Origin of the sequence: Flavobacterium stagni (genome assembly GCF_004122105.1) — a bacterium.
GTDB lineage: Bacteria > Bacteroidota > Bacteroidia > Flavobacteriales > Flavobacteriaceae > Flavobacterium > Flavobacterium stagni.
This window is the reverse complement of sequence record NZ_SBKN01000002.1, coordinates 315,758-339,224: the sequence shown is the minus strand read 5'-3', so window position 1 is coordinate 339,224 and position 23,467 is coordinate 315,758. Positions and strand designations below refer to the sequence as shown.

Here is a 23,467-nt window from a genome sequence, read left to right as displayed (position 1 = left end):
CCGAGTTACCATGAGTAGTAAAGCGGACTTTTTTAAATACCAGGCGCAAACTTCGCCCTATCCCCTAGCAATGGAAGTTTCTCATGCCAAGGGAAGTTATATTTACGATACCCAAAATAAAAAATACTTGGATTTTGTAGCGGGCGTTTCAGCCTGTTCGTTGGGACACCAACATCCACGCGTGAATCAAGCAATTATTGACCAACTCCATAAATATTCCCACGTCATGGTGTATGGGGAATATGCCCAACATCCCGCTACGGAGTACTGTAAGTTATTGGTACAACACATGCATCCGTCCCTGAATAAAGTCTATTTGGTCAATTCAGGTACCGAAGCCACAGAAGGCGCGTTGAAGTTGGTGCGCCGCGTTACGGGTCGCTCACAATTGATTTCCTGCCACAATGCCTATCATGGCAATACGATGGGTTCGATGAGTGTTATGGGCTTTGAAGAACGCAAGCAAATCTTCCGTCCCCTCGTTCCCGATGTGGATTTTATCACCTTTAATAACGAAGCCGATTTAGAAAAAATCACGACCAAAACAGCGGGGATTATTTTGGAGAGTATCCAAGGTGGCGCGGGTTTTATCGAACCTCAGAACGGATTCTTGACTAAAGTCAAACAACGCTGTGAAGAAGTAGGCGCTCTGATGATAGTTGACGAAATCCAACCCGGATTTGGACGCACAGGTAAACTTTTTGGCTACGAAAATTACAATGTGGTGCCCGACGTAGTGATTATTGGCAAAGGAATGGCAGGCGGTATGCCTGTAGGCGGCTTCATAGCCAACGAAAAATACATGGACTTGTTGAGTCACGATCCCAAATTGGGACATATTACTACGTTTGGCGGTCATCCGGTGATTGCGGCGGCGAGTTTGGCCACCTTACAAGAAGTGTTGGACCAAGATTATGCCCGACAATCATTGGAAAAAGAAGCTTTGTTCCGTTCTTTATTGGTTCATCCACTGATTGAGGAAGTTCGGGGCCGCGGACTCATGTTGGCTGCGATGACGGCCGATCCGGAAATAACCAACCGCGCGATTTTGAAAGCCCAAGACCGCGGACTCATTCTTTTTTGGTTATTATTTGAAGGAAAAGCCATCCGAATTACACCACCACTTACGGTTTCTGAAGACGAAATTCGGGAAGGTTGTGCCATCCTGTTGGCTGTATTGGATGAGATTTTAGCTGAGGATAAAGCAGTTAACCGCTAAACCTGTTAATTAAATTGTTTAAAACAATTCGTTAAAATTTACGTTTTCCGAAAAGGGTTGTGTACCTTTAGTATGCATAACGTTAACCCCAATTGCTATGTATCTGGATCACGAAGAAGACGACTACAACTTATCGCTCAACCGTTTTGAGTCGATGCTGAAAACGAACAAAGTATTCTTCTTCGATTCGGAAGAGTTTGAGGAGATCATTTTGCACTACCTCGACATGGGGAAAACCAACTTAGCCAAGAAAGCACTGAAATTAGGATTAGAACAACATCCGAAATCGACAGGGCTTAAATTGGTTCAAGTCGAAATGTTGGTCTACGAAGACAAACTAGATGCTGCTGAGCGGTTGTTAAACGAGCTCTATGCGATTGAACCGCACAACGAAGAAATCTTCATTCAGCGCGCCAGTATTTATTCCAAACGCGACAACCACGAAAAAGCGGTGGAATGCTTACAACAAGCCTTAGAATTTACCGATGATTATGCCGATGTCTATAACTTAATGGGCATGGAATACCTTTTTATGGACAATTTGGAAGCGGCTAAAGAAAGCTTCATCAAATGTTTAGAAGAAGACATCATGGATCAATCGGCTTTATATAATGTGGTGTATTGTTTTGAGTTTTTAGACCAAAATAAAGAAGCGGTTGAGTACCTAAAAACGTATATCGATCGTAATCCTTACAGTGAAATCGCTTGGCACCAATCTGGTCGTTTGTATTACGGATTGAAAGATTACGAAAATGCCGTTCGTGCTTTTGAATACGCCACCTACATCGATGATACGTTTGTGGGAGCTTATATGGAAAAAGGTAAGGCCTTGGAACGATTGATGCGCTATGAAGAAGCGATTGAATGTTACGAACAAACCATCAACCTTGATGATCCTACCTCCTACGCCCTATTGCGTATCGGAAAATGCCATGAAAAATTAGGCAATCGCGCCGAAGCGATGAAATTTTTCAACCAAACGGTGCACGAAGATCCGCTTTTAGACAAAGGTTGGATTGCCATCACCGATTTTTATATTCGAGAAAAAAACTTCCAAAAAGCCTTGTTCTACGTGAATAAAGCCTTGGCGATTGACGATCAAAACCGCGGCTATTGGAAGCGCTATGCCACCATTAACAAAGCCATGAATTTTTACGAAGAAGCCGAGTACGGGTATCGTAAAGCGGTAGAATTCGGAGATTTCGAATTGGACACTTGGTTGTTTTGGGTAGACATTTTGAATTATTTGGGCGAATACGATAATGCGGTGCTTACTTTATTGCAAGCCTCTGAATATTATCCCGAAGAATTCGAAATTGAATACCGCTTGGCTGGCTTGTATTTTATGCAACATTTGGATGAAAAAGGATTGTACCATTTAGCGAATGGCTTGCGTCAAAATTACGCACACCATACACTCATTGAAGAATTATTCCCCTCGATTTGGGAACGTCCAACGGTACAACATTACATCGCAAAATTCCAAAAATAATGTCCGATTCCCCCAAAAAACGCTACGGATTAATAGGCCGCAACATCGACTATTCTTTTTCCCGAACGTATTTTGGCAAGAAATTCAGTGCAGAACATTATCAAGAATATACCTATGAGAATTTTGATCTCCCATCGATTTCCGATTTCCCTGAAGTAAGAGCCAATCATCCCGATATCAAGGGATTGAATGTGACCATTCCCTATAAAGAAGCGATACTTACGTATTTGGACGAACTTTCGGAAAATGCTAAAAAGATTGGCGCTGTCAACGTCATTCGATTCAAAAAAAATGGAAAAATTAAAGGCTATAATTCGGATTGGTTTGGGTTCAAAAAAGCCTTGACGCCGCTTCTCCTTCCCCACCATAAAAAAGCCCTAATTCTAGGTACGGGTGGCGCTGCCAAAGCGGTGGCCTTTGCCCTCGAAAAAATGGGAATTTTGTATGCCTTCGTTTCTCGAAATGATTACCCCAATGCGATTCGGTACGAACATTTGAACGAAACGATTTTCGACACCTACTCCATCATCATTAATTGCACTCCCCTGGGGACTTTTCCCAACATAGACCAATGTCCGCCCATTCCCTATACCTATTTTACTTCCCGCCATATCGCTTTTGATTTGATTTATAATCCCGAAAAAACACTTTTCCTCCAACAGGCTGAAGCCCAAGGTGCTTTGATTGAAAACGGCTATCCCATGTTGGTTTTTCAAGCCGAAAAAGCTTGGAAAATTTGGAACCGTTCCTAGGCACTCCTCACAATCATTCTTTTTTTAAACGAATAATAACGTCAGAAACCGCTGATTTTCTTTGTATTTTGGCACTTCTTTACTATCTTTCGCCCTAAATAAGTGTATAACCCCACAACTTAATCGAATGTCAGAAGAATTGAATGATAACCTGATTCCGGAGCAAAACGGATCAGATGGAATGGAAAATCAAGAAACCGCTGCTACAGAAACACCTGTAGTTCAGGAGGAAAGTGTTGCCGAAACGGTAGAAGAAACGGTTGCTGAAACAGTTGAAGAGACTGTTGAAGAAGTTGTTGCCGAAACAGTTGAAGAAGCGGTAGCTGAAAGTCCGGTACCCGATACCGAAGTCGAAGCGCCCTTAGCCGAAGAAACTCCGGTGGAAACGGAAGTGCTTTCGGGTGAAGAAGCCGATATACCTGCTGCGGCAATTACCGAACAAGAAGCTGCTGTGAATGCCATCGCTGATGTCAATGCAGAGGAAAGCGAAGACGAAACCTTGAAAGGCCGTCACGACATTCCGATGCAGGATTACGACACCTTGTCGATGGAGCAATTGGTGAACGCCTTGGAAGAATTGGTCAATGTTGACCATGTGATGTCGGTTCGCGAACATGTGGAAGAATTGCGCAAATCGTTTATGTTGAAATTCCACCATTTCATCGATGAGAAACGCGACGAATTCCATGCGGAAAACCCCGATACTACAGAAGATTTCCATTACGATTTCCCGTTAAAAAAACGATTCGATTCTTTATATACTAAATACCGTGATTTGAAAAACAACCATTTCAAATCACTTCAAAATGCGCTTAAATCCAACCTTGAAAAACGCGAGGCGTTAGTAGAGGAATTGAAAAATGTTGTCGCAAACTCGACAGGCAACATTGCGCAAGCCTTAAAACAATTGAACGATATTCGCGAACGCTGGAAAAATGCGGGACCGATACCAAAAGATAAATACAATCACGTGTGGAACAACTACCACTTCCATCTAGAAAACTTCTACGATGTGTTGCACTTGGACCGTGAAGCCCGTGATTTGGAATTCAAACACAATCTCGAACAGAAACAACGCATCATTGCACGTGTTGAAGAATTGTTAGACGAAGCCGACATCAATAAAGCTTTCCGTGAATTGCAAGATTTACACCGCATTTGGAAAGAGGATATCGGACCCGTTTCCAAAGACGTTCGTGAGGAATTGTGGGAGAAATTTAGTGAGTTGACCAAAAAAATGCACGACAAACGCGAATCGCTTGCCGAAAGCTTCCGTCACCGTGAAACGGAAAACTTACAGAAAAAACAAGAAATCATCGCCCAATTGGAGCAGTTGGCTACGGAAAAAGTAGACGCGCACCAATTGTGGGTGAATCAAATTGCCAAAGTAGAAGCCTTACGCAATGCGTTCTTTGCCACTGGCAAGGTACCTGCCGAAGTGAATGAAGCGACTTGGGCTGCTTTTAAAAATGCAGTTCGCAATTTTAATTCGCTTAAAAATTCGTTCTATAAAGAAATCAAACGTGATCAAAGCGATAATTTAAGTCGTAAGCAAGCCTTGGTTGAAAAAGCCAAAGCCTTAAAAGACTCGGAAGATTTTGAAGGCACAACGGCCGTGATGAAACAAATTCAAGACGAATGGAAAACCATTGGTCATGTGCCACGTAAATTCTCGGATGCATTGTGGAAAGAATTCAAAGAAGCTTGTAATTCGTACTTTGAGCGTTTAAAAGACAGCAAAAAAGAAGAAAATGCGGTAGAAATGGAAGCCTTCAACAAGAAGAAAGCCTATTTGGAACAATTGCGTAGTTTCGAGTTGGTAGGTGACCACAAAACCGACTTAGATGCGATCAAAGTGCATATTGAAGCGTGGAAAGGACTGGGGAAAGTACCGTTCAACCGTCGTCATATCGAAGGGAAATTCAACAAGATTTTGGATGCCTTATTCGAAAAATTAAGCGCCAGCAAAAAAGAAGGTGAAATGAATCGTTTCACGAGCAAATTGGATGCTTTCGCTGGGGATGACAGCCGTAAGTTGGATAACGAAAAATTATTCATCATGCGCAAAATTGACGAAGTACAACATGAAATCTTCCAATTGGAAAACAACATTCAGTTCTTCCAAAACAGCAAAAACAACCCGATTGTAAATGAGGTGAAGAAAAGCATCGAACGACACAAAGAGGAATTGCTCACCTGGAAAGACAAATTGAAACATATCAATGCTTTAATCAAGCAAAATAAAGAGTCCGCAGAATAGCGGACTTTTTTTATGCATGACAATTATCATTTTATAAGGAATGGTTTGCGCCTACCTTTGGTACAAAATTGCATAAACCCATGACTCCTTCACTCATCCAGAAATACAATGTACCCGGTCCACGGTACACGAGTTATCCCACCGTTCCCTACTGGAATGAAACGGATTTCACGCTACCTGCATGGGAAAAAACCTTGATCCAAGCCTTCAAGGAAACGAATAGTTCGGAGGGCATCAGCCTCTATATTCACCTCCCTTTTTGTGAAAGTTTATGTACCTTCTGCGGTTGCAACAAACGGATTACCAAACGGCATGAGGTCGAACATCCCTATATTACTGCGGTGTTGAAGGAATGGAATTTATACTGCGAATTATTACCTAAAAAACCAAATATCCGCGAAATCCACTTGGGTGGCGGTACACCTACCTTCTTTTCTCCAGACAACCTCCGTCGGTTGATTACCGGAATCTTGAAAGAAGCGAATGTGGCCCGTGATCACGAATTTAGTTTTGAGGGACATCCCAACAATACCACACGCGAGCATTTACAAACGCTGTATGATTTGGGCTTTCGTCGGGTGAGTTTTGGCGTACAAGATTATTCAACTACCGTTCAAACCGCTATTCACCGCATCCAACCCTTTCATAATGTAGCCAAAGTAACCTTTTGGGCGCGCGAAATTGGGTACACTTCGATTGGCCATGATTTGGTGTTCGGACTCCCGTTCCAAACCCTGGAAGATGTGATGGACACGATCGACAAAACCAAGTCGCTCCTCCCCGACCGCTTGGCATTTTATAGCTATGCGCACGTGCCTTGGATCAAAGGCAACGGCCAACGCGGATTTAAAGACGAGGATTTGCCACAAGACGACGTGAAACGCCAATTGTATGAAGAAGGTAAAAAACGTCTCGCTACCCACCATTACCACGAAATTGGGATGGACCATTTCGCACTGTCCTCCGACTCCATGTATGAGGCGTTTCAAAACGGAACACTCCACCGCAATTTTATGGGCTATACGGTAACCAAAACCAAAGTCATGATTGGCTTGGGCGTTTCCTCGATTGGGGACAGTTGGTACAGTTTTGCCCAAAATGAAAAGAATTTAGAAGACTACTACGACCGTTTGGAACAAAATGAAATTCCTATACTTCGCGGTCATCTCTTGACGGAAGAAGACTTAGTGATCCGTCGCCATATCTTAAATTTAATGTGTACTTTCCAAACGCAATGGGAAGACGACGCCTTGTATTTTAATGAAATTCCCGAAGTCATTGCCCATTTGCAAGAAATGGAACACGATGGCTTGTTGGAGTTCCACCTCAACGGACTCCAAATCACCGAAAAAGGTAAACCTTATGTGCGCAACATTTGTATGGCATTTGACCTGCATTTGCAACGCACTGCGCCACAGACGCAGTTGTTCTCAATGACAGTGTGAGGTGAAGTTTCAAGTTTCAGGTTTCAGGTTATTCGGGGAAAATTGAAGTTTACGTTTGCTCAGGGGCTTAGCGTCTCAGAATCTCAGTAGCTTTAAACACGATCTTGTCATTTCGACGCAAGGAGAAATCCCATCCCATTCTTCACGCAACGTTTGCTCAGGAGCTTAGCGGCTTAGTAACACCCAGCATGATACTGGGTTTTCTGGAAAAAAAAAACAAAATACCTATTTCTGGGACTACGAAATCCAGTTGGAAACCACCCTACCCGACCATTTTCCCTTTTTTTGGGTAAACAAGAACGATTGGCCACTCCCAATTGTATTCACATCAATGTAAAATGTTTTCTTGTCGTGGGCGAAAACCGGAATACTCACCTGATAGAAAAGCAGCTTACCGTATTTCTTTTGGTAGTTGTCCAAAAAGTGGGCTTGTCGGTCAGTGGCTTTGGCATCCCTCATTTTGGCTAATTCATCGGCTGAAAGTAACTTTTTGTATTGAATTTGTTGGGGGTCCAATTTCAAATTACGCCACTGCTTACATTGGGCAGTAAGGAAGACCGAATCGCCAGGGAAATAAGCGTCTATCTTTTTCTTCAAATGTGAATTTTCCTCACAATAGGAAGGCAAAACCAATCGGTCAGCAAGATACGGTGTTTGATTGCCTTCTAAGGCTTCGGCTTCTTGTAAGGTTTCAAACACCAAATTTATCGCGAAATAAATATCGGTTTCCGTGGTGGTAGGTGTCGCAATTGGTTTGGGTTGGGCTTCTTTTTGGGAACAGGCGAAAAGAAGAATCAAACAACAGAGGGAGAATACGGGTTTCATGGGAAGAATGAGGGTTTCAGGTTTCAAGTTTCAGGTTTCAAGTTATTCGAAATGAAAATCCATTCGTTCGGGCAGCAAAGTCCGGAGATTGTTGCGGAGCCGTGTGCTACTAAAAACACTTTGCGGAACTGGGTTATATTCTTCTCAATCCCAGTCGACAAAATAATTGTGCAAAACTACCAATGTTTAATTTTCCTTTATTCTTTATCTTAATTTCAAATTTTAGTTTTGTATAATTTGAGTAATAAAAGCTAGAAATATCGTCTGCTAGTTTTCCATTTTTAATAAGCCATAAAGCTTCATAACTTCCCTGTTTAGTATATTCTTCAACAAATTTGGAATAATCATAATATGAAAAAAGCCTTTCTTTTTTTAAAAATGGAAAGAATACTGACGTAAAAATTATTTTATCCTTTTCAATTACAATTCGTTTAACTTTTACTAAAAAATACAAGGTTATGAATTCCAAGAAAAGGAATAAAATTCCAATTAACATTCGACTTTTATCAACCCAAAATTCATGATCCAAAGGACTAATTTTTGATTTTTTAAATACCATCCAAATTAAAAATCCAATTGATGCATTGATATATAATGTTATAAAAATTCCCTTAAATTTAAATTTTGAAACCATGTGTATTGAAAAAATTGCCATTAACGATTTGTCAATAGCCGACTATGAAGAACGAAACGAAACGATTAGTATCCAACAAAAATAAACCTTTTTTGCTACGCACCATTCGCTTTGCGCGTGTCGTGAAAACAAAATGCCAACTTTGCACTTGTCAGCCAAGTGGAAGCTTAAACCGCAAAGTCGGGAGACTGTTGCGGAGCTGGGTTGCGAAGTATTGCAAGTTTATTTTCTAGTCAACCCCCAACCAACAAAGCCAGACAAAAGAAAAATTAAAATTAAAATTATAGTTACAGTATTTCCCAATTCACTTTTCCAAAAAATCAATTTTATAATTGCAGAAATACAAAAAAATAAAGAAAAAATCATAAGTATAAATCCGCAACCAATTTCAAAACCTCTTTTAGTTTTTTTTGTAGCTCTTATTGTACTATTTATAATTTTATGAACACCATTTTCATTTATATTATCTGTTTTTGTTTCTATTACCTTATCAGTAACAAAAAATATTTCATTTGAAATAAAATAAGAGATAAAAATTGTAATGAATTGTAATATTAAAAGCCAAGACGTAAAAACTAGTAAGAATGTAAATATTGAGGCCAATACCACATAAGTATTTCTAACATTTTTACCAAAAAATGAGGCAAATAATATCAATATGAAAATTCCTATTTGATATAAAAATATAGTCATTCAAGTATTTTATTTCAAGTGAAATTCTATTCCAAATAAAATTAGTCAAACATTGAAAATTAGAATAAATTATAAAAAACTATTTTCCAGCATCAAAAACTGCTTTTTTGCAATTTAAAATCAAAGCGATTGTATTATTTTGTATGTTCATCTAATAACCATTTGGATCCATCTGAAAAAACCACTTCTCTTGCTCTAGCGTTGATTATTTTTTTGGCATTAGATGAGTTTATTTCCCAAGTTCCAGAACCTATCTTTCCGGGATTAAGAGCTTCATCTGTTTCACCTCTTCCTGAACCAACTAAAAAACTATCACCCATTTCAGCAGGTTCTCCGAAAGCATTTTCACCATACCATTCAAACCTGATAGCTTCTACTCTTTTTCCAGATACATTTTTATAAACTAATTTTATATCACGTCTATTTGAATATTCTTTTTTAACAAGTTTGGAGGATACAATTATTACTGGAAATTTTATCGTCGAATCTGTTTTTGTATATTTTGATTTCACATTTGACTTAATCAAACTATCAGTCATTTTTTCTGCTTTTATCTGTCTTTCCAAGCTATCCGAATAATTATTGATATTATCAACTGACTTTTCTTTTTGATTACATCCTGCAATAAGTATTGTCAAAAATAATCCTGTAAATAAAACTCTTAACTTCATAAATTTATAATTAATATTAATATGTTCTTTTGGCTATTACATCGATCTAGAAGAGTTTAATTAGCCATCTGATTCAACATTACATACTCTATTTTGTCAAAATAAAAAGTATTTTGTGTAAACAAATCGACAACTTAGTCCATACAAGTGATAGTGGATACAGCTATTGGTAGGAGCTAATTTTTTGGCATAAATCCCGCAAATATTGCATGACGTTTCAAAGTAACTTTTATTTGATCTTTTATTGATGATGGGAAAGTATTTTCTGACGAATAAACTTTCATTTCAATTATAACTTTTTTCTTTTCAGAATTAGTACGTTCTACAAAAACATCTGCCTTAACAGTACTAAATTCAGATTTTTGCTCTTTTTCAAAGCTAGCTTTTAAACCTAATTCAGTTAAAATTCTTGCAATACGTTTTCCTAATAAAACAGGAGAAGTAGTTACCGTTTTGTACCATTCCTTTCCTTCATCACCTCTCTTAGATTCTCTTTCTCTTACAGGTGCATAATCGTATTCATTCCAAGTGTTATTAATAATATGAAAAAGATGAGTTTGTTCAAATCGTTTTAAATATGTTCTCCCCAATTTTATTTGGTCATCATTCAAGTTTACACACAACCGATGTAAATCTGCAACTCTTACAGGAACAATTCTGAAATCAAAGTACAATCTAGTTCTATTATAGACTGCTAATGGTAACTGTTTTTTCTCATCTGTCGTAAGTTCTCTATAAAACGCATCCCAATTAAGCTTATATCCATCTCTTGGAAGTGTGAATTGCATTACTCTTTGATTCCTTATTGAGTCTGCAACTGGCCACAATAATATTATTTGATATTCTGAAAAGTCTTGTAAGTCAACTAAATGTTCTGCTAATTTATTTCCTACATTTTGTATAGATTCTCCAATAGTGTCTGAATTAAAGACAACAGTTTCAATATCACTATCAATAATACCGAAATCTGCTAGAGATTTTCCACTATTGTGTATAGTAAAAGTATCTTTGATAATTTCCGTCCACTGAGATTTTTCTGGTCCTGTAATTTCAAAATTTTTTGAAATCAAAATTCTTGAATTTCTAGAAGTGGCATCAGCTAAAGCTTTTTGAAATTCAATACTTGTTGTAAGCCAAATAAAAATTGTTGGAATAGATTTTAATTCGTTTCTATCAAATAGACTTATAAATTCAATAAACTGACTAGGAATACTCTCTTTTCCTGAAACGTTTTCTTCAAATTGATCAACAATAGGAACTAAAATTTTTTCAGGTCGATTTTTATGTTCATTCTTTATTCTGCTAAGTAAATCATCCTTAGACTCAATTTCTAATGGAGTTAACAAAAAAGTATGAGTGTTAGGAAGGTGAGTACTTAACTCAATTGTACCACTACTTTTCCCTGAACCACTTTGACCGAAGATAGGTAAAAATTTAATTCCACCAGAAATTAAAATTGAACTATATGCACTTTTTATTGATCTTATTAAATCCTTGTTAGGAATAAGTCTTCCTTTGTATGCTTCATCTAAATCTTCGTATCTTGACGGTAATTTCATATTGTAATAATTTTCATAAATATATTAAATCATTTTTTAACATTCTACTCTGCTTACTGTAAAAGTTGTAGATGTAATATAGGTTCTTTTTTATTTCTATATTAGTTCCCCTAAGAATCATCCTCCTCACAAATCCCCCGCAAAATAAAAATTATTCTACAATTCCCACTAGGGTTTTTCCTATTTTGGGAAGGTATTTTACGTATAGTAACTTGATATGAAATTTTAAATAGTAAATTATAAATTATAAATTGGTTTACAGCTCACGTCTGATGACTGATGACTCTTCGACTTACGACTTCCCAACTTACGACTTCCCGACTTACGACTTCCCGACTTACGACTTCCCGACTTACGACTTACGACTTTCTGACTTACGACTTCCAACTCATAATTCATAACCAATAATTCATAATTAAAAAAGCACGCCTCCCAGCGTGCTTTTCTTCTAAACCCAAAAAAATTACTCTTGGAGACGGGTATAAATCTCGTCTTTCAAGTGCAGTAATTTTGCTTTCAACTCATGCGCATACTCATCAATAACCACTTCTTCTTCGGTATTGATGCGGTGGATTTGGTGCTCCAACTCGTGGTAGCTGTCAAAGAGTTTTTTGAAATGCGCATCTTGTGTTTTTAATTCGTGAATTTTATCAGTCAATTCAGGAAACTCGTGTAATAAATCGTGACGTTCCATATTCGTTTGTTTTTTGGTTACTTAATTAATGACAATTGGCTTGCGCCTGTACATACAGATTCATGGTCGAAGGTGATACATACGGGATTCCCAATCCCAACCCCCGAACGATAAAGAGGAGTCCGATACACACGGCCACCACGGGAATTAATTTTTGAATGCGTTGTCGCACCGGCATACTGATCCACTGACTCGCATAGACCACCGCACTTAGCAACGGCACGGTTCCTAAACCGTACAAGAACATATAGCTCATACTGCTCATCAAATTGGGCATGGCCAGCGCGCCAAACAAGGCGGCATACACCATTCCACAGGGTAAGAACCCGTTGAGGAGTCCGATTGTGAACAAGGCATCGACCGACTTTCTTTTGAACTGCTGTCCCAAGTGACTTTTGATCGCGGCAATGACTTTATACACGGGTTTGGAAAAGTTGTACCGGGCCAAGACTTTTTCGGGAACTACCGCCACCACAATCATCAACACGCCCACCGTAATGGACAAGTGTTGCTGCATTCCGGCAAGGTAAAATCCCCGACCTAGGAGTCCGAACACCAAACCTAGCAATCCGTAGGCCGTTAACCGACCCAAGTGATAGACCAGGATTTGCAACGCTTTACGACTTGGATTGGTTCGGTCTACAGGGAGCATCATCGCAATCGGACCGCACATGCCTACGCAATGCAGACTGCTGATGATTCCGAGAAGTAATGCCGTGTACAACATGGTTTAATAGATGATGGTTTCTTTTGAAATATAGCCTACGCCGTCGCAATTCCAGTTGATGATAATGTCCCAGCGACCGTCTGCCAGAGAGCTTTTAGGTATGAGCAAATGTGGACTGGATAACGAAATCGGAATTTCGAAATCAAGCTGCTGACTAGACGGTCTGTAAAGGGACACTTTACCGTTTATTTTCGCAAAGTCAAACGACTTCGGAAAAGTTATCGTTACGCCTTCACGGGTTTGGGTAAACTGCACTTTCTCTTTCAGATTCAAGGCATTGTTTTGTTGTTCCAAATCCCGTTCAAAGGTTTGTTCTTTTAAATAATATTTTTCAACGACCAATTCGTTGTCGTATTTCGAGTTGGATTGTACCCGAAACACAAAGAAGAGTATAAAGCTCATGAACAGTGCAAATGCGATTACAATCCCTGTTCCCCAATTTATTTTCATGGTGTTTTTTTTTTTAGTGATTAGTGACTAGTGATTAGTGACTAGTGACTGTATACTGAACACTGTTTACTGCAACTGCGACTGCCTACTAATTAAACCTCCTCGGTCCGTTGAAATTCGTCGTGGTCGATTCAATTCTACGGTTACCGTCGTACACTTCAATATGCAAGACCTTTTTCTCATCGTTGAGTAAGGATTCGGGCAATTTGATGAAAAGCGTTCCTTCGCCTAGACTATCGCCGGGGACCGTAATGGCATTGGCGCCTACTAATTTAATTTCACCGCCTTCGGCATCGACCAATTTAAATGTCACGTGTTGAAACGCTTCGTTGGTTTTGTTAACGACTTTGAAATTGTACACATTCACAATGCGGTTGCCTTCTTTCAAGAACATTTGTCCAGGGACTTTTAATATCGTGGCTTCCACCTGACTGCGTAAGAACAACATGCCTACAAAGATGCCGGTCAAAATCAACAACACGGCCGAATAGCCTTTCATGCGGTTGGTGAATTTGAACTTTTCTTTTTTGACAATTTCGTCTTCACTCGCATAGCGAATCAAGCCTTTGGGGAATCCCACTTTGTCCATGATGGTATCGCACTCGTCGATACATGCCGTACAGTTCACACATTCCAATTGCACCCCGTTACGGATATCAATTCCGGTTGGGCACACATGAATACAGGCTTTGCAATCGATACAATCGCCTTTTCCAGCGGCAACGCGGTCTTCGCCTTTGGTAATTTTGGCACGACCGTTTTCGCCTTCGCCGCGCACATGGTCATAAGAAACGTTGATGGTTTTGTTGTCCAACAACACGCCTTGTAAACGACCGTAAGGACAAGCGATGATACACACTTGCTCGCGGAACCAGGCATAGATAAAGTAGAATACTGCAGAAAAAATCAATACGGCAATGAGCGTAGAGGTATTGTGCGTTGGTCCTTCTTTTACAAATTCGATCACTGTATCACTGCCTTTTAAATAGGCTAAGAATACGTTGGCAATTACAAAAGAAATCACATAAAATACAATCCATTTGGTGACGCGTTTGCGAATTTTCTCGGCGTCCCATTCTTGTTTTTCGAGACGAATTTGTTGGTTGCGGTCGCCTTCAATCCAGTATTCGATGCGGCGAAACACCATTTCCATAAAAATGGTTTGCGGACAAAACCACCCGCAGAAAATACGTCCGAAGGCTACGGTAAAGAGTGCCAACCCTACGACTCCAATAATCATGGAGATTACAAAGAGGTGGAAATCTTGGGGCCAAAATGGAAATCCGAAGATATTAAAGCGACGTTCAAGAACGTTAAAGAGCAAAAATTGGTGGCCGTTGATTTTCACAAACGGCGCTCCGAAGAGAAACACCAACAAGAAATAACTAACAATTTTTCTTCGGTCGTACATCGGTCCCGAAGGTTTTTTGGGGAAAATGAAGGCACGTTTTCCTTTTTGATCGATAGTGGCTATCGTATCGCGGAAACTGTCGTCATGTAACTGACTGGCCATGGTTTTTTTATTTTTTTGGGTTTAGTAATAGGGTCCCGAGGGTATCGGGACCCGTTAACTGTTATTTTGCAGTTGCTGTAGAGTCGGCAGGTTTTGCAGCATCGGCTGTGGGAGCAGCTTCTTCTGTCCATTTATCTCCTTCGGCAGGTTTACCACCGGCAGGTTTGGTACCTTGTAAACTAAGTACATAACTGGCTACTTTTTGAACATCTTTAGAATCTAAGGTTTTACCCCATGCGGCCATCGTTGGGTTACGTGGACTACCGTCGTGGATGACTTTAAATACATTTTTAATACCGCCACCGTTCAACCAGAACTCGTCGGTAAGATTCGGACCTACAACTCCACCTCCTTGTGGACCGTGACAGGCCACACAAACGTTTTTGAAGATTTCTTGTCCTTTGGCCAAACTTTCTTTATCGGTAAGTAAAGTCACTTGATCAGCCGTAATCACTTCTTTTGGTGAAGCGGATTTGCTGTTTAATAATTCAGCTTCTGCCAATTCAACCTCATGTTTGAACTCTTGTTCTTGGTTGTCGCCGCCAAACATGTGGAAGCGTACCAAGTAAATCACCCCAAAGATGATGGTCAAATAGAACAAGTTCACCCACCATGGTGGCAATACGTTATCCAACTCACGGATGCCGTCATAATCATGGTCAAGCATTACATCGGCTTCTTGCTCGATGGCTTTAGAGCGGGTCAATTTGCTCATCCAGGTTTGGTAGAACTTACTTTCTGTGAATGAAACCGATTGGGCTTCTTCTAATTTTTGTTTTTGTTCGTCTGTTAATAAGTGATAGGTCACTTTATCCACAGCGCTTACCACAATTTCGATAGCGACCAATAGGAACAGAAACACTCCTAAAAACAACGCTACCATTGGGTATTTCACGAATGCCGGTTTATCCCCAGAATCGATAAAGTATTCTAATGCAACCAACACAAAGGCGAAGATTACAGGGACACGAACATATGATGGAAATAATTTTTTCATTGTTACTTGTTTTACGGTTAATTATTCTTCGTCGTTTAAAGGGAGATCACTGATTTCCTTCAAGGTCTCTTTGCTGTAGGTCATTGCCCAAACGGTAAACAACACAAAGGCGGCAAAGAAGATGGTCAAGGAAATGATGGGGTATATTTCAACCCCAGCAATGGTTTCCAAATTATGTTTTACAAACTTCAACATGATACTTATTGTTTAGGTTTTGCAGCAGTATCGGTTCCTAGACGTTGTAAGTAAGCGATCAACGCGATGATCTCACGGTCTTTCAACGGATTGGCCGTTTCAGTACCAAACGATTTTTGAATGTCGCTGTCTTTCATCAAACTCGCTTCAATCTTTTTCGCTTGTGCCTCCAAGGTTTGTGGTGCATTTGCAATTTCTTCAGGAGTATAGGGTACACCCAAGGTCACCATCGCTTGCATTTTTTTCTGTAACAACGAGTTATCCAATTTGTCGTGGATTAACCATTGGTAACGTGGCATCAACGAACCTGCAGAAATACTTTGTGGGTCATACATGTGGTTGAAATGCCATACATCAGGACGTCCACCGTTAAATGGTTTTCCGGTTACCCCTTCACGGTGTAAGTCGGGACCTGTACGTTTAGAACCCCATAAGAATGGGTGATCGTATACATATTCCCCAGATTTGGAGTAATCTCCATAACGTTCTACTTCTGAACGGAACGGACGAATTAATTGCGAGTGACAGCTCACACAACCTTCGCGGATGTAAATATCACGACCTTGTAATTCAAGTGGTGTATACGGTTTCACAGCGGCGATTGTAGGAATATTCGATTTCACAAAAATCGTCGGTAAGATTTGTACCACACCACCTACTAGAATAGCCAATGTAGTGTACAAAGCAAATTTCACCGGTTTACGCTCTAACCAAGCATGCCATGTTTCACCTTTCAAACGGTTTTCACTGATTGGGGCTAAAGCAGGTGCTTCCGCGAAATCATCTTCTACAGCCGCACCTTGACGTACGGTCATGATGATGTTGTAAACCAATACCAATACCCCAACTAAGTATAAGGTACCACCGATGGCACGAATCCAGTACATCGGAATAATTTGGGTAACGGTTTCTAAGAAGTTACCGTATTGTAACGCACTTCCATCGGGTTTGAATTGTTTCCATAATGACGCTTGGGTAAATCCAGAAACGTACATCGGTAAGGCGTAGAACACAATCCCTAAGGTACCAATCCAAAAGTGGAAGTTGGCTAATTTTTCAGAGTATAATTTGGTTTTGGTCAAACGAGGAACCAACCAATAGAACATACCAAACGATAAGAAACCGTTCCATGCTAAAGCTCCAACGTGTACGTGGGCAATAATCCAATCGGTAAAGTGGGCAATGGCATTTACGTTTTTCAAGGAAAGCATCGGACCTTCGAAGGTGGCCATACCATAACCGGTAATCGCTACAACGAAGAATTTCAATACAGAATCCGTACGTACTTTATCCCAAACGCCACGAAGCGTTAATAAACCGTTGATCATACCTCCCCAAGATGGTGCAATTAACATCACTGAGAATACTACACCAAGATTTTGTGCCCAGTCCGGTAAGGCAGAGTACAACAAGTGGTGAGGTCCAGCCCAGATATAGATGAAAATCAATGACCAGAAGTGGATGATAGATAAACGGTAGGAATACACTGGACGATTGGCAGCTTTCGGTACGAAGTAGTACATCATCCCCAAGAACGGAGTCGTTAAGAAGAAGGCTACTGCATTGTGTCCGTACCACCATTGTACCAAGGCATCTTGAACCCCAGCATATACAGAATAGGATTTTAATCCTGCTACAGGTAATTCTAAACTGTTGAAAATATGCAATACCGCAACCGTAACGAAGGTCGCAATGTAAAACCAAATGGCTACATAAATGTGACGCTCTCTACGTTTGATAATGGTACCAATCATGTTGATCCCAAATACCACCCAAATCAAAGCAATCGCAATATCAATAGGCCATTCTAATTCGGCATATTCTTTTGATGTGGTGTATCCTAAAGGTAACGTAATTGCCGCTGCTACGATGATTAATTGCCATCCCCAAAAGTGGATTTTACTCAATAAATCACTGAACATGCGGGCTTTTAGCAAACGTTGCATGGAGTAATATACTCCGGCAAACATGGCGTTACCCACGAAGGCAAAAATCACCGCATTGGTATGCAAAGGGCGAAGTCTACCAAAACTTAAGAACGAAATTCCACTCGTCACGTTGGGGAACAAGAACATGAAAGCCAGAAGCAAGCCGACTAACATCCCTACAACCCCGAAAACGATACTGGCGTAGATGAAATTTCGAACAACTTTGTTGTCGTAATGAAATTGTTGCATTTCCATAATTATTGTTTTTCTTCGGTTATACTAATTTGATTGTTGTTTTTTGTTTTTTTGATTAACTCATCGTCAAATAACATGCGTACTGACGGAGTATAGTCATCGTCATACTGACCTGATTTTACGGCCTTGATAAAGGCTACCAGGAAGAAAACAGCCACAACGATACTGATGCTGATTAAAAAATAGATTACGCTCATACCCTATTAATTTGAAACAAAGTTACCCCCACACTACGGGATAAAACATGACATTTATCATTCCCTAAAAAAATCTTAAAATCCGTGTACTAACGGTAGTTCCGACGTGCATACCAATTGCTCATGAGCGTCACGAAACTCACAATGGTAATCGTACTCAACGGCATAATAATCGCCGCAACAATTGGTAAAAGATTACCCGTAACGGCAAAACTGAGTCCGACCACATTGTACAACAACGACACGCCAAAACTCATGTAGATCGTTTTCATCGCGTTGCGGGAATACTGCATGAAAAAGGCAATTTTTGAAAACTGGGTCGCATCCAATATCCCATCACAGGCGGGCGAAAACACATTCACATTCTCTGAAATCGAAATCCCAATATTACTCTGCGCCAAGGCTCCTGCATCGTTCAAACCATCGCCTACCATCATCACATTTTTACCTTGGTTTTGGAGTGTCTCGATGTAGGCCAATTTCTCCTCTGGTTTTTGATTGAAGACCAATGTGGTTCCTGTGGGCAACATTTTTTCTAATATCTTGCGCTCCCCATCATTATCCCCCGACAAAACAACCAATTGGTACTGTGTGCTGAGTTGGTCAAACAACTGCTCCAAGCCTTCGCGGTACTGATTATTGAACACATAACTGCCCTTGTACACGCCGTCAATCTCTACGTGAACTTTGGTTTTCTTGTGCGTGTTTTCACTGAGGTGTTTTAAAAATTGGGACGAACCTAATTTTATGTCATGACCTTCCACCGTGGCAAAAACACCTTTCCCCGTGATTTCCTCAAAATGAGTGACGGTCGCTTTTTTTTGGGGTGGCAAATAATCGTACAAGCGGCGACTTAAAGGGTGGTTCGAACCCCGAAGTGTATTTTTCAACAAATACAATTCCTCGCTATTGAGTTCGTTGCCTTCATACGTAATGGCCGTTTTTTTATTGGTGGTAATCGTACCCGTTTTATCAAAAACAATCGTATCTACTTTGGCCATTTGTTCGATCACCAAAGCATTTTTCAAATACAATTTGCGATTCCCCATAATGCGCAACACATTTCCTAACGTAAAAGGAGCGGTTAACGCCAACGCACATGGACAGGCCACAATTAGAATCGCTGTAAAGACATTAAAGGCGGTATCGACATTGATGAAAATCCAAAAGGCAAAAGAGACAAATGCCAACAGCAGCAATGCCGGTGTAAAATAATGGCTAATGCGGTCGGTGATGTTTTTGTGTTGGGACTCCAGTTTCTTTTGGAACACATCATTGCTCCACAGTTGCGTCAAATAACTTTGGGAAACTGAAAACAAGACTTCCATTTCGATTACTTTCCCGATTTGTTTTCCACCAGCGTAGATTTTGTCGCCCGACTTTTTCTCAATGGCTACGGCTTCTCCGGTCACAAAACTGTAGTCGATCGAAGCTTTTTCCGAAATTAATATGCCGTCAACAGGAATGAGTTCTTGGTTGCGAATCAATAAGCGATCGCCTTTTACAATGTCGTATACTTGCACCGGTTCTTCTTCCCCATTCGGTAAGATTTTGGTAATCGCAATCGGGAAATAGGATTTATAATCCCGCTCAAACGATAGGAAGTTGTAGGTTTTTTGCTGGAATAATTTCCCCAACAACATAAAGAATATCAACCCGCACATGCTGTCGAAGAATCCCTGTCCGTAGTCCATCACAATGTCGACGGTTGAACGTACAAACATGATGATGATACCTAGGGCAATCGGAATTTCGATATTCAACATTTTGGCCCGAATGCTTTTCCATGCCGACACATAATACCCACTGGCGGAATACACCAAGGGCGGTAGTGACAAAAAGAAAATCAACCAACGGAAGAATCCGCGGTATTGATTGATCCAAAATTCTTCGACTTCAAAGTATTCGGGAAAAGATAATAACATGATGTTCCCAAAGGAAAAGAACGCTACTCCAATCTTGTAAATGAGCGAACGGTCGATTTTGTGTTTGTCGCCTTCGTAATTTTCTAGACTAATGTATGGTTCATACCCTATCGAACTCAACAATTCCACGATGGTTTTGAGGGAAATCTGATCGGGATTAAAGGTGATGCGAACGGTTTTCGCGGGGAAGTTTACTTGCGAGCTGCCAATACCCGGTTGCAACTTGTGTAGATTTTCCAAAATCCAAATACACGAGCTACAGTGAATATGCGGTATGTACAGTGAAACAATATGTGTGGAAGCTTCTTCAAATTCCAATAATTTTGTGACGATCTTGTCGTCGGTTAAAAAGTCGTATTTTCCATTGATGTCCGAAGGCGTTGCTCCGGGGGCACTTTGAAAGTCGTAATAACACGTCAAATCGTTCTGACTGAAAATCTCGTACACGGTTTTACATCCCGTGCAACAAAAATCTTTTTCATCAAAGCGGATGACGTCTTGCCGACTTACTTCCGTACCACAATGGAAACATGTTGATGTGTCCATAATTTTGCTCATTTTACCTGTAACAAAGGTCACACACCTACTTTTTTTAAAATATGATATTTGTCATGCGAATAATTACCTAACTTTGGTGTAACAAAAATCTTACTTCCATGAGCAAATGTGAACAGTGTATTGTACGGGAATTTAGTTCCCTGAAGGCACTAACTAAGGACGAACTGCTCCACATGGCCGAATGCAAAACCTCCTATACCATCAAAAAGGGCGAACCTATTTTTGAGGAAGGCGAAAGTATTAATGGGGTCTTTTGTGTGAAAGACGGCGTGTGTAAATTGTCGAAATTAAGTTCGAATGGCAAAGACCAAATCGTCAAGCTGGTCAAGCCTGGCGAGCTATTGGGACAGCGTTCGTTGATTAGTGAAGAACCGACCAACTTAAGTGCAGTGGCCCTTGAAGACATGCAAGTATGCTTCATTCCCAAGTCGGAAATCATGAGTTTCTTCAACAAGAACAACAATTTTTCGATGAATATGATGCGCACGATTTGTGGCGACCTTCGCGAAGCCGACGATCACATGGTAAACATGGCACAAAAAACAGTAAAGGAAAGATTAGCAGAAACTTTATTATATTTGGAAGATAATTTCGGTAAAAACGAAGACGGCACGTTGCACATCCAACTCTCCCGCGAAGAACTCGCCGGTATGATTGGAACCGCTACCGAAAGTTGCATCCGCCTGCTCTCTGAGCTCAACAAAAGCGGATATATCGAATTGATAGGAAAGAAAATAGCCTTGAAAGAAAGGCAGAAATTAAAACGAATGGCCGAGTAATCGGGCGTGCGTATATAATGTGAATTAACGACCTAAACCCTGCAGCAATGCGGGGTTTATGGTTATTAATAATTTTGAATTATAAATTTTAAATGAAGTTCATGAATAATCATAAGTTCAAATTTCAACTTTTGAATATAAGTTTTGAGTTATGAATTATAACTGCCGACTTACGACTTATGACTTTTCGACTTATAACTTACGACTTTTCGACTTACGACTTACGACTCTTTGACTTACGACTTTTTTTTCAAAAACAAATAATACACCGGAACGCCCAAAGCCACAATACCCAAGCCCAATCCCGTGTTGCGGGTGTCGTAGATCAATAGAGCGGTACAAATCGAAGCCGTAATCAAAATATACAACAACGGAATAAAAGGATAACCCAAAGCCTTATACGGACGTTCCGCATCGGGTTCGCGTTTGCGTAAAATAAAGAGTCCGCCAATCGTGAGCATATAAAACAACAACGACGCAAAAGTCGCATAGGTCAATAAATCACCGTATTTCCCAGTGACACACAACAACGACGCCCAAATGCCTTGTACCCACAAAGCGCGTGCGGGCACTTCTTTATCGTTGAGTTCGCCCGCCTTTTTAAAGAACAAACCGTCTTGAGCCATCGCATAAAATAAACGTCCGCCACTCAAGATGAGTCCGCTGTTGCATCCAAACGTCGACACCATAATTAATCCGGCCATGACCAACACCCCCACATTTCCCATAATCACACTGGCTGCTGCCGCACCTACCCGATCTTCGGACGCAAACATGATACCGCGCTCCATAACCGTTGCACCGTCGGGCGAACCGTTGAGCGGTAATAGTGACAAGTACGCCACATTCGCCAACAAATAAATGATGGTCACGATTAAAGTTCCTAAAAACAAACTGCGAGGAATGTTGCGTTTCGGGTCTTTGATTTCCCCCGCAATAAAGGTCACATTATTCCATGCATCGCTCGAAAACAATGGATTGATAATGGTTGCCCCCATGACACCCAATAACGCCACGCCACTTAGGAATGAGATTTCCAACGTCCCCTCATGATTCACCGTTTTCTTGGCTTCCCAAAGGTTGGCGAAGTTTTGTGACAGCACATCCGACTGCAATCCGACGTACAAGCCCAAAATGATGAGCGCAAACAAAGCAATCAACTTGGCCGAGGTAAACACCAACTGAATGATTTTCCCGTTTTGCACGCCGCGGGTATTGATATAGGTCAGTAAAAAAATACTGAGTATCGCTAAGATTTGTTTATTGGTAAACACAAAACTTTCATAGGTAAAAATCTTTTGTTCCAACACAGGAAAGAAAACCGCCGTGTAATTGGCAAACGCCACGGCAACCGCCGCAATCACGCCCGTTTGAATGACCGTAAAAACCGTCCATCCGTAGAGAAACGACACCAATTTACCATACGCTCGTTGGATATACACAAACTGCCCACCGGCATTCGGCATCATTCCGGCCAACTCGCCATAACTCAACGCTGCCGACATTGTGAGGAGTCCGGTGATGAACCACAACACCAATATCCAAGCTGCCGAACCCACATCCCGGGCCATGGCTGAAGTTACCAAAAAGATACCCGAACCAATCATCGATCCCGCCACCAAACTGGTCGCGTCAATGAGTCCGAGAGAACGTTTTAATTCGTGTTTTTCCATTATAGAGTTTAGAATTTAGAATTTAG

The 23,467-nt window shown here is 40.6% G+C and carries 22 protein-coding genes; 6 read left to right on the top strand and 16 right to left on the bottom strand.

Annotation, left to right across the window (positions count from 1 at the left end):
• Positions 1-10 precede the first annotated feature (10 nt).
• From EQG61_RS05915 to hemN, 5 genes are all read left to right on the top strand, one after another.
• Entirely contained in the window at positions 11-1,219 is a 1,209-nt protein-coding gene (locus EQG61_RS05915) for an aspartate aminotransferase family protein (RefSeq protein WP_129460981.1), read from the top strand.
• Positions 1,220-1,316: 97 nt separating this feature from the next.
• Complete coding sequence (locus EQG61_RS05910) at positions 1,317-2,711, top strand: tetratricopeptide repeat protein (protein WP_129460980.1); 1,395 nt, start codon at positions 1,317-1,319, stop codon at positions 2,709-2,711.
• Positions 2,711-3,463, top strand: a complete 753-nt coding sequence (locus EQG61_RS05905) for a shikimate dehydrogenase family protein (RefSeq protein WP_129460979.1) — start codon at positions 2,711-2,713, stop codon at positions 3,461-3,463. The genes EQG61_RS05910 and EQG61_RS05905 overlap by 1 nt, the downstream gene beginning before the upstream one ends.
• Positions 3,464-3,590: 127 nt before the next feature.
• A complete protein-coding gene (locus EQG61_RS05900) occupies positions 3,591-5,723 on the top strand; it encodes a DUF349 domain-containing protein (protein ID WP_129460978.1) in 2,133 nt (710 codons plus the stop codon).
• Between the two features lie 80 nt (positions 5,724-5,803).
• The gene (gene hemN, locus EQG61_RS05895) at positions 5,804-7,168 is read left to right on the top strand and encodes an oxygen-independent coproporphyrinogen III oxidase (RefSeq protein ID WP_129460977.1); all 1,365 of its coding nucleotides are present in this window, start codon (positions 5,804-5,806) and stop codon (positions 7,166-7,168) included.
• 237 nt (positions 7,169-7,405) lie between these two features.
• Here the strand turns inward: hemN and EQG61_RS05890 are convergent, their stop codons facing one another.
• From EQG61_RS05890 to EQG61_RS05825, 15 genes are all read right to left on the bottom strand, one after another.
• Positions 7,406-7,993, bottom strand: coding sequence for a hypothetical protein (locus tag EQG61_RS05890; protein WP_129460976.1), 588 nt, complete (start codon positions 7,991-7,993; stop codon positions 7,406-7,408).
• A 133-nt stretch (positions 7,994-8,126) separates the two neighbouring features.
• Complete coding sequence (locus tag EQG61_RS05885; RefSeq protein WP_129460975.1) at positions 8,127-8,648, bottom strand: hypothetical protein; 522 nt, start codon at positions 8,646-8,648, stop codon at positions 8,127-8,129.
• 201 nt (positions 8,649-8,849) lie between these two features.
• Positions 8,850-9,320, bottom strand: a complete 471-nt coding sequence (locus EQG61_RS05880; RefSeq protein ID WP_129460974.1) for a hypothetical protein — start codon at positions 9,318-9,320, stop codon at positions 8,850-8,852.
• Between the two features lie 134 nt (positions 9,321-9,454).
• Positions 9,455-9,991, bottom strand: a complete 537-nt coding sequence (locus EQG61_RS05875; RefSeq protein WP_129460973.1) for a hypothetical protein — start codon at positions 9,989-9,991, stop codon at positions 9,455-9,457.
• Positions 9,992-10,167: 176 nt separating this feature from the next.
• The gene (locus tag EQG61_RS05870) at positions 10,168-11,550 is read right to left on the bottom strand and encodes an ATP-binding protein (RefSeq protein ID WP_129460972.1); all 1,383 of its coding nucleotides are present in this window, start codon (positions 11,548-11,550) and stop codon (positions 10,168-10,170) included.
• 237 nt (positions 11,551-11,787) lie between these two features.
• Positions 11,788-11,949 carry a hypothetical protein gene (locus EQG61_RS13750; RefSeq protein WP_164974892.1) on the bottom strand — a complete coding sequence of 54 codons (162 nt, stop codon included), beginning with the start codon at positions 11,947-11,949 and terminating at the stop codon, positions 11,788-11,790.
• 64 nt (positions 11,950-12,013) lie between these two features.
• Complete coding sequence (locus tag EQG61_RS05865; protein ID WP_129460971.1) at positions 12,014-12,244, bottom strand: YdcH family protein; 231 nt, start codon at positions 12,242-12,244, stop codon at positions 12,014-12,016.
• Positions 12,245-12,269: 25 nt separating this feature from the next.
• Positions 12,270-12,971, bottom strand: coding sequence for a sulfite exporter TauE/SafE family protein (locus tag EQG61_RS05860; RefSeq protein WP_129460970.1), 702 nt, complete (start codon positions 12,969-12,971; stop codon positions 12,270-12,272).
• Positions 12,972-12,974: 3 nt separating this feature from the next.
• The gene (locus tag EQG61_RS05855; protein ID WP_129460969.1) at positions 12,975-13,421 is read right to left on the bottom strand and encodes a FixH family protein; all 447 of its coding nucleotides are present in this window, start codon (positions 13,419-13,421) and stop codon (positions 12,975-12,977) included.
• A gap of 88 nt (positions 13,422-13,509) precedes the next feature.
• Positions 13,510-14,934: a cytochrome c oxidase accessory protein CcoG gene (gene ccoG / locus EQG61_RS05850; protein WP_129460968.1), complete on the bottom strand. Its 1,425-nt coding sequence runs from the start codon at positions 14,932-14,934 to the stop codon at positions 13,510-13,512.
• A 61-nt stretch (positions 14,935-14,995) separates the two neighbouring features.
• Positions 14,996-15,931 (bottom strand): cbb3-type cytochrome c oxidase N-terminal domain-containing protein, encoded by a 936-nt coding sequence (locus EQG61_RS05845; RefSeq protein ID WP_129460967.1) that lies wholly within the window; start codon positions 15,929-15,931, stop codon positions 14,996-14,998.
• A gap of 21 nt (positions 15,932-15,952) precedes the next feature.
• Complete coding sequence (locus EQG61_RS05840) at positions 15,953-16,126, bottom strand: CcoQ/FixQ family Cbb3-type cytochrome c oxidase assembly chaperone (protein ID WP_129460966.1); 174 nt, start codon at positions 16,124-16,126, stop codon at positions 15,953-15,955.
• Positions 16,127-16,131: 5 nt separating this feature from the next.
• A complete protein-coding gene (gene ccoN, locus EQG61_RS05835; RefSeq protein ID WP_129460965.1) occupies positions 16,132-18,309 on the bottom strand; it encodes a cytochrome-c oxidase, cbb3-type subunit I in 2,178 nt (725 codons plus the stop codon).
• A 2-nt stretch (positions 18,310-18,311) separates the two neighbouring features.
• Complete coding sequence (gene ccoS / locus EQG61_RS05830; RefSeq protein ID WP_129460964.1) at positions 18,312-18,506, bottom strand: cbb3-type cytochrome oxidase assembly protein CcoS; 195 nt, start codon at positions 18,504-18,506, stop codon at positions 18,312-18,314.
• An 89-nt stretch (positions 18,507-18,595) separates the two neighbouring features.
• Entirely contained in the window at positions 18,596-20,977 is a 2,382-nt protein-coding gene (locus tag EQG61_RS05825; protein ID WP_129460963.1) for a heavy metal translocating P-type ATPase, read from the bottom strand.
• Between the two features lie 110 nt (positions 20,978-21,087).
• On the opposite strand from EQG61_RS05825, the gene EQG61_RS05820 reads away from it, so the two are divergent.
• Positions 21,088-21,768, top strand: a complete 681-nt coding sequence (locus EQG61_RS05820) for a Crp/Fnr family transcriptional regulator (RefSeq protein ID WP_129460962.1) — start codon at positions 21,088-21,090, stop codon at positions 21,766-21,768.
• A gap of 236 nt (positions 21,769-22,004) precedes the next feature.
• On the opposite strand, the gene EQG61_RS05815 is transcribed toward EQG61_RS05820, so the two are convergent.
• Positions 22,005-23,441, bottom strand: a complete 1,437-nt coding sequence (locus EQG61_RS05815; RefSeq protein WP_129460961.1) for an APC family permease — start codon at positions 23,439-23,441, stop codon at positions 22,005-22,007.
• Between the last annotated feature and the right edge of the window lie 26 nt (positions 23,442-23,467).

Bases quoted from the DNA above. Each gene is read 5' to 3' on its own strand.
- EQG61_RS05815 (WP_129460961.1), bottom strand. From the start codon at position 23,441: ATGGAAAAACACGAATTAAAACGTTCTCTCGGACTCATTGACGCGACC.
- EQG61_RS05885 (WP_129460975.1), bottom strand. From the start codon at position 8,648: ATGGCAATTTTTTCAATACACATGGTTTCAAAATTTAAATTTAAGGGA.
- EQG61_RS05890 (WP_129460976.1), bottom strand. From the start codon at position 7,993: ATGAAACCCGTATTCTCCCTCTGTTGTTTGATTCTTCTTTTCGCCTGT.
- EQG61_RS05820 (WP_129460962.1), top strand. From the start codon at position 21,088: ATGAGCAAATGTGAACAGTGTATTGTACGGGAATTTAGTTCCCTGAAG.
- EQG61_RS05840 (WP_129460966.1), bottom strand. From the start codon at position 16,126: ATGTTGAAGTTTGTAAAACATAATTTGGAAACCATTGCTGGGGTTGAA.
- ccoN (WP_129460965.1), bottom strand. From the start codon at position 18,309: ATGGAAATGCAACAATTTCATTACGACAACAAAGTTGTTCGAAATTTC.
- EQG61_RS05825 (WP_129460963.1), bottom strand. From the start codon at position 20,977: ATGGACACATCAACATGTTTCCATTGTGGTACGGAAGTAAGTCGGCAA.
- EQG61_RS13750 (WP_164974892.1), bottom strand. From the start codon at position 11,949: ATGAATTATGAGTTGGAAGTCGTAAGTCAGAAAGTCGTAAGTCGTAAG.
- EQG61_RS05905 (WP_129460979.1), top strand. From the start codon at position 2,711: ATGTCCGATTCCCCCAAAAAACGCTACGGATTAATAGGCCGCAACATC.
- ccoS (WP_129460964.1), bottom strand. From the start codon at position 18,506: ATGAGCGTAATCTATTTTTTAATCAGCATCAGTATCGTTGTGGCTGTT.
- EQG61_RS05875 (WP_129460973.1), bottom strand. From the start codon at position 9,991: ATGAAGTTAAGAGTTTTATTTACAGGATTATTTTTGACAATACTTATT.
- hemN (WP_129460977.1), top strand. From the start codon at position 5,804: ATGACTCCTTCACTCATCCAGAAATACAATGTACCCGGTCCACGGTAC.
- EQG61_RS05910 (WP_129460980.1), top strand. From the start codon at position 1,317: ATGTATCTGGATCACGAAGAAGACGACTACAACTTATCGCTCAACCGT.
- ccoG (WP_129460968.1), bottom strand. From the start codon at position 14,934: ATGGCCAGTCAGTTACATGACGACAGTTTCCGCGATACGATAGCCACT.
- EQG61_RS05845 (WP_129460967.1), bottom strand. From the start codon at position 15,931: ATGAAAAAATTATTTCCATCATATGTTCGTGTCCCTGTAATCTTCGCC.
- EQG61_RS05915 (WP_129460981.1), top strand. From the start codon at position 11: ATGAGTAGTAAAGCGGACTTTTTTAAATACCAGGCGCAAACTTCGCCC.
- EQG61_RS05880 (WP_129460974.1), bottom strand. From the start codon at position 9,320: ATGACTATATTTTTATATCAAATAGGAATTTTCATATTGATATTATTT.
- EQG61_RS05860 (WP_129460970.1), bottom strand. From the start codon at position 12,971: ATGTTGTACACGGCATTACTTCTCGGAATCATCAGCAGTCTGCATTGC.
- EQG61_RS05900 (WP_129460978.1), top strand. From the start codon at position 3,591: ATGTCAGAAGAATTGAATGATAACCTGATTCCGGAGCAAAACGGATCA.
- EQG61_RS05865 (WP_129460971.1), bottom strand. From the start codon at position 12,244: ATGGAACGTCACGATTTATTACACGAGTTTCCTGAATTGACTGATAAA.
- EQG61_RS05870 (WP_129460972.1), bottom strand. From the start codon at position 11,550: ATGAAATTACCGTCAAGATACGAAGATTTAGATGAAGCATACAAAGGA.
- EQG61_RS05855 (WP_129460969.1), bottom strand. From the start codon at position 13,421: ATGAAAATAAATTGGGGAACAGGGATTGTAATCGCATTTGCACTGTTC.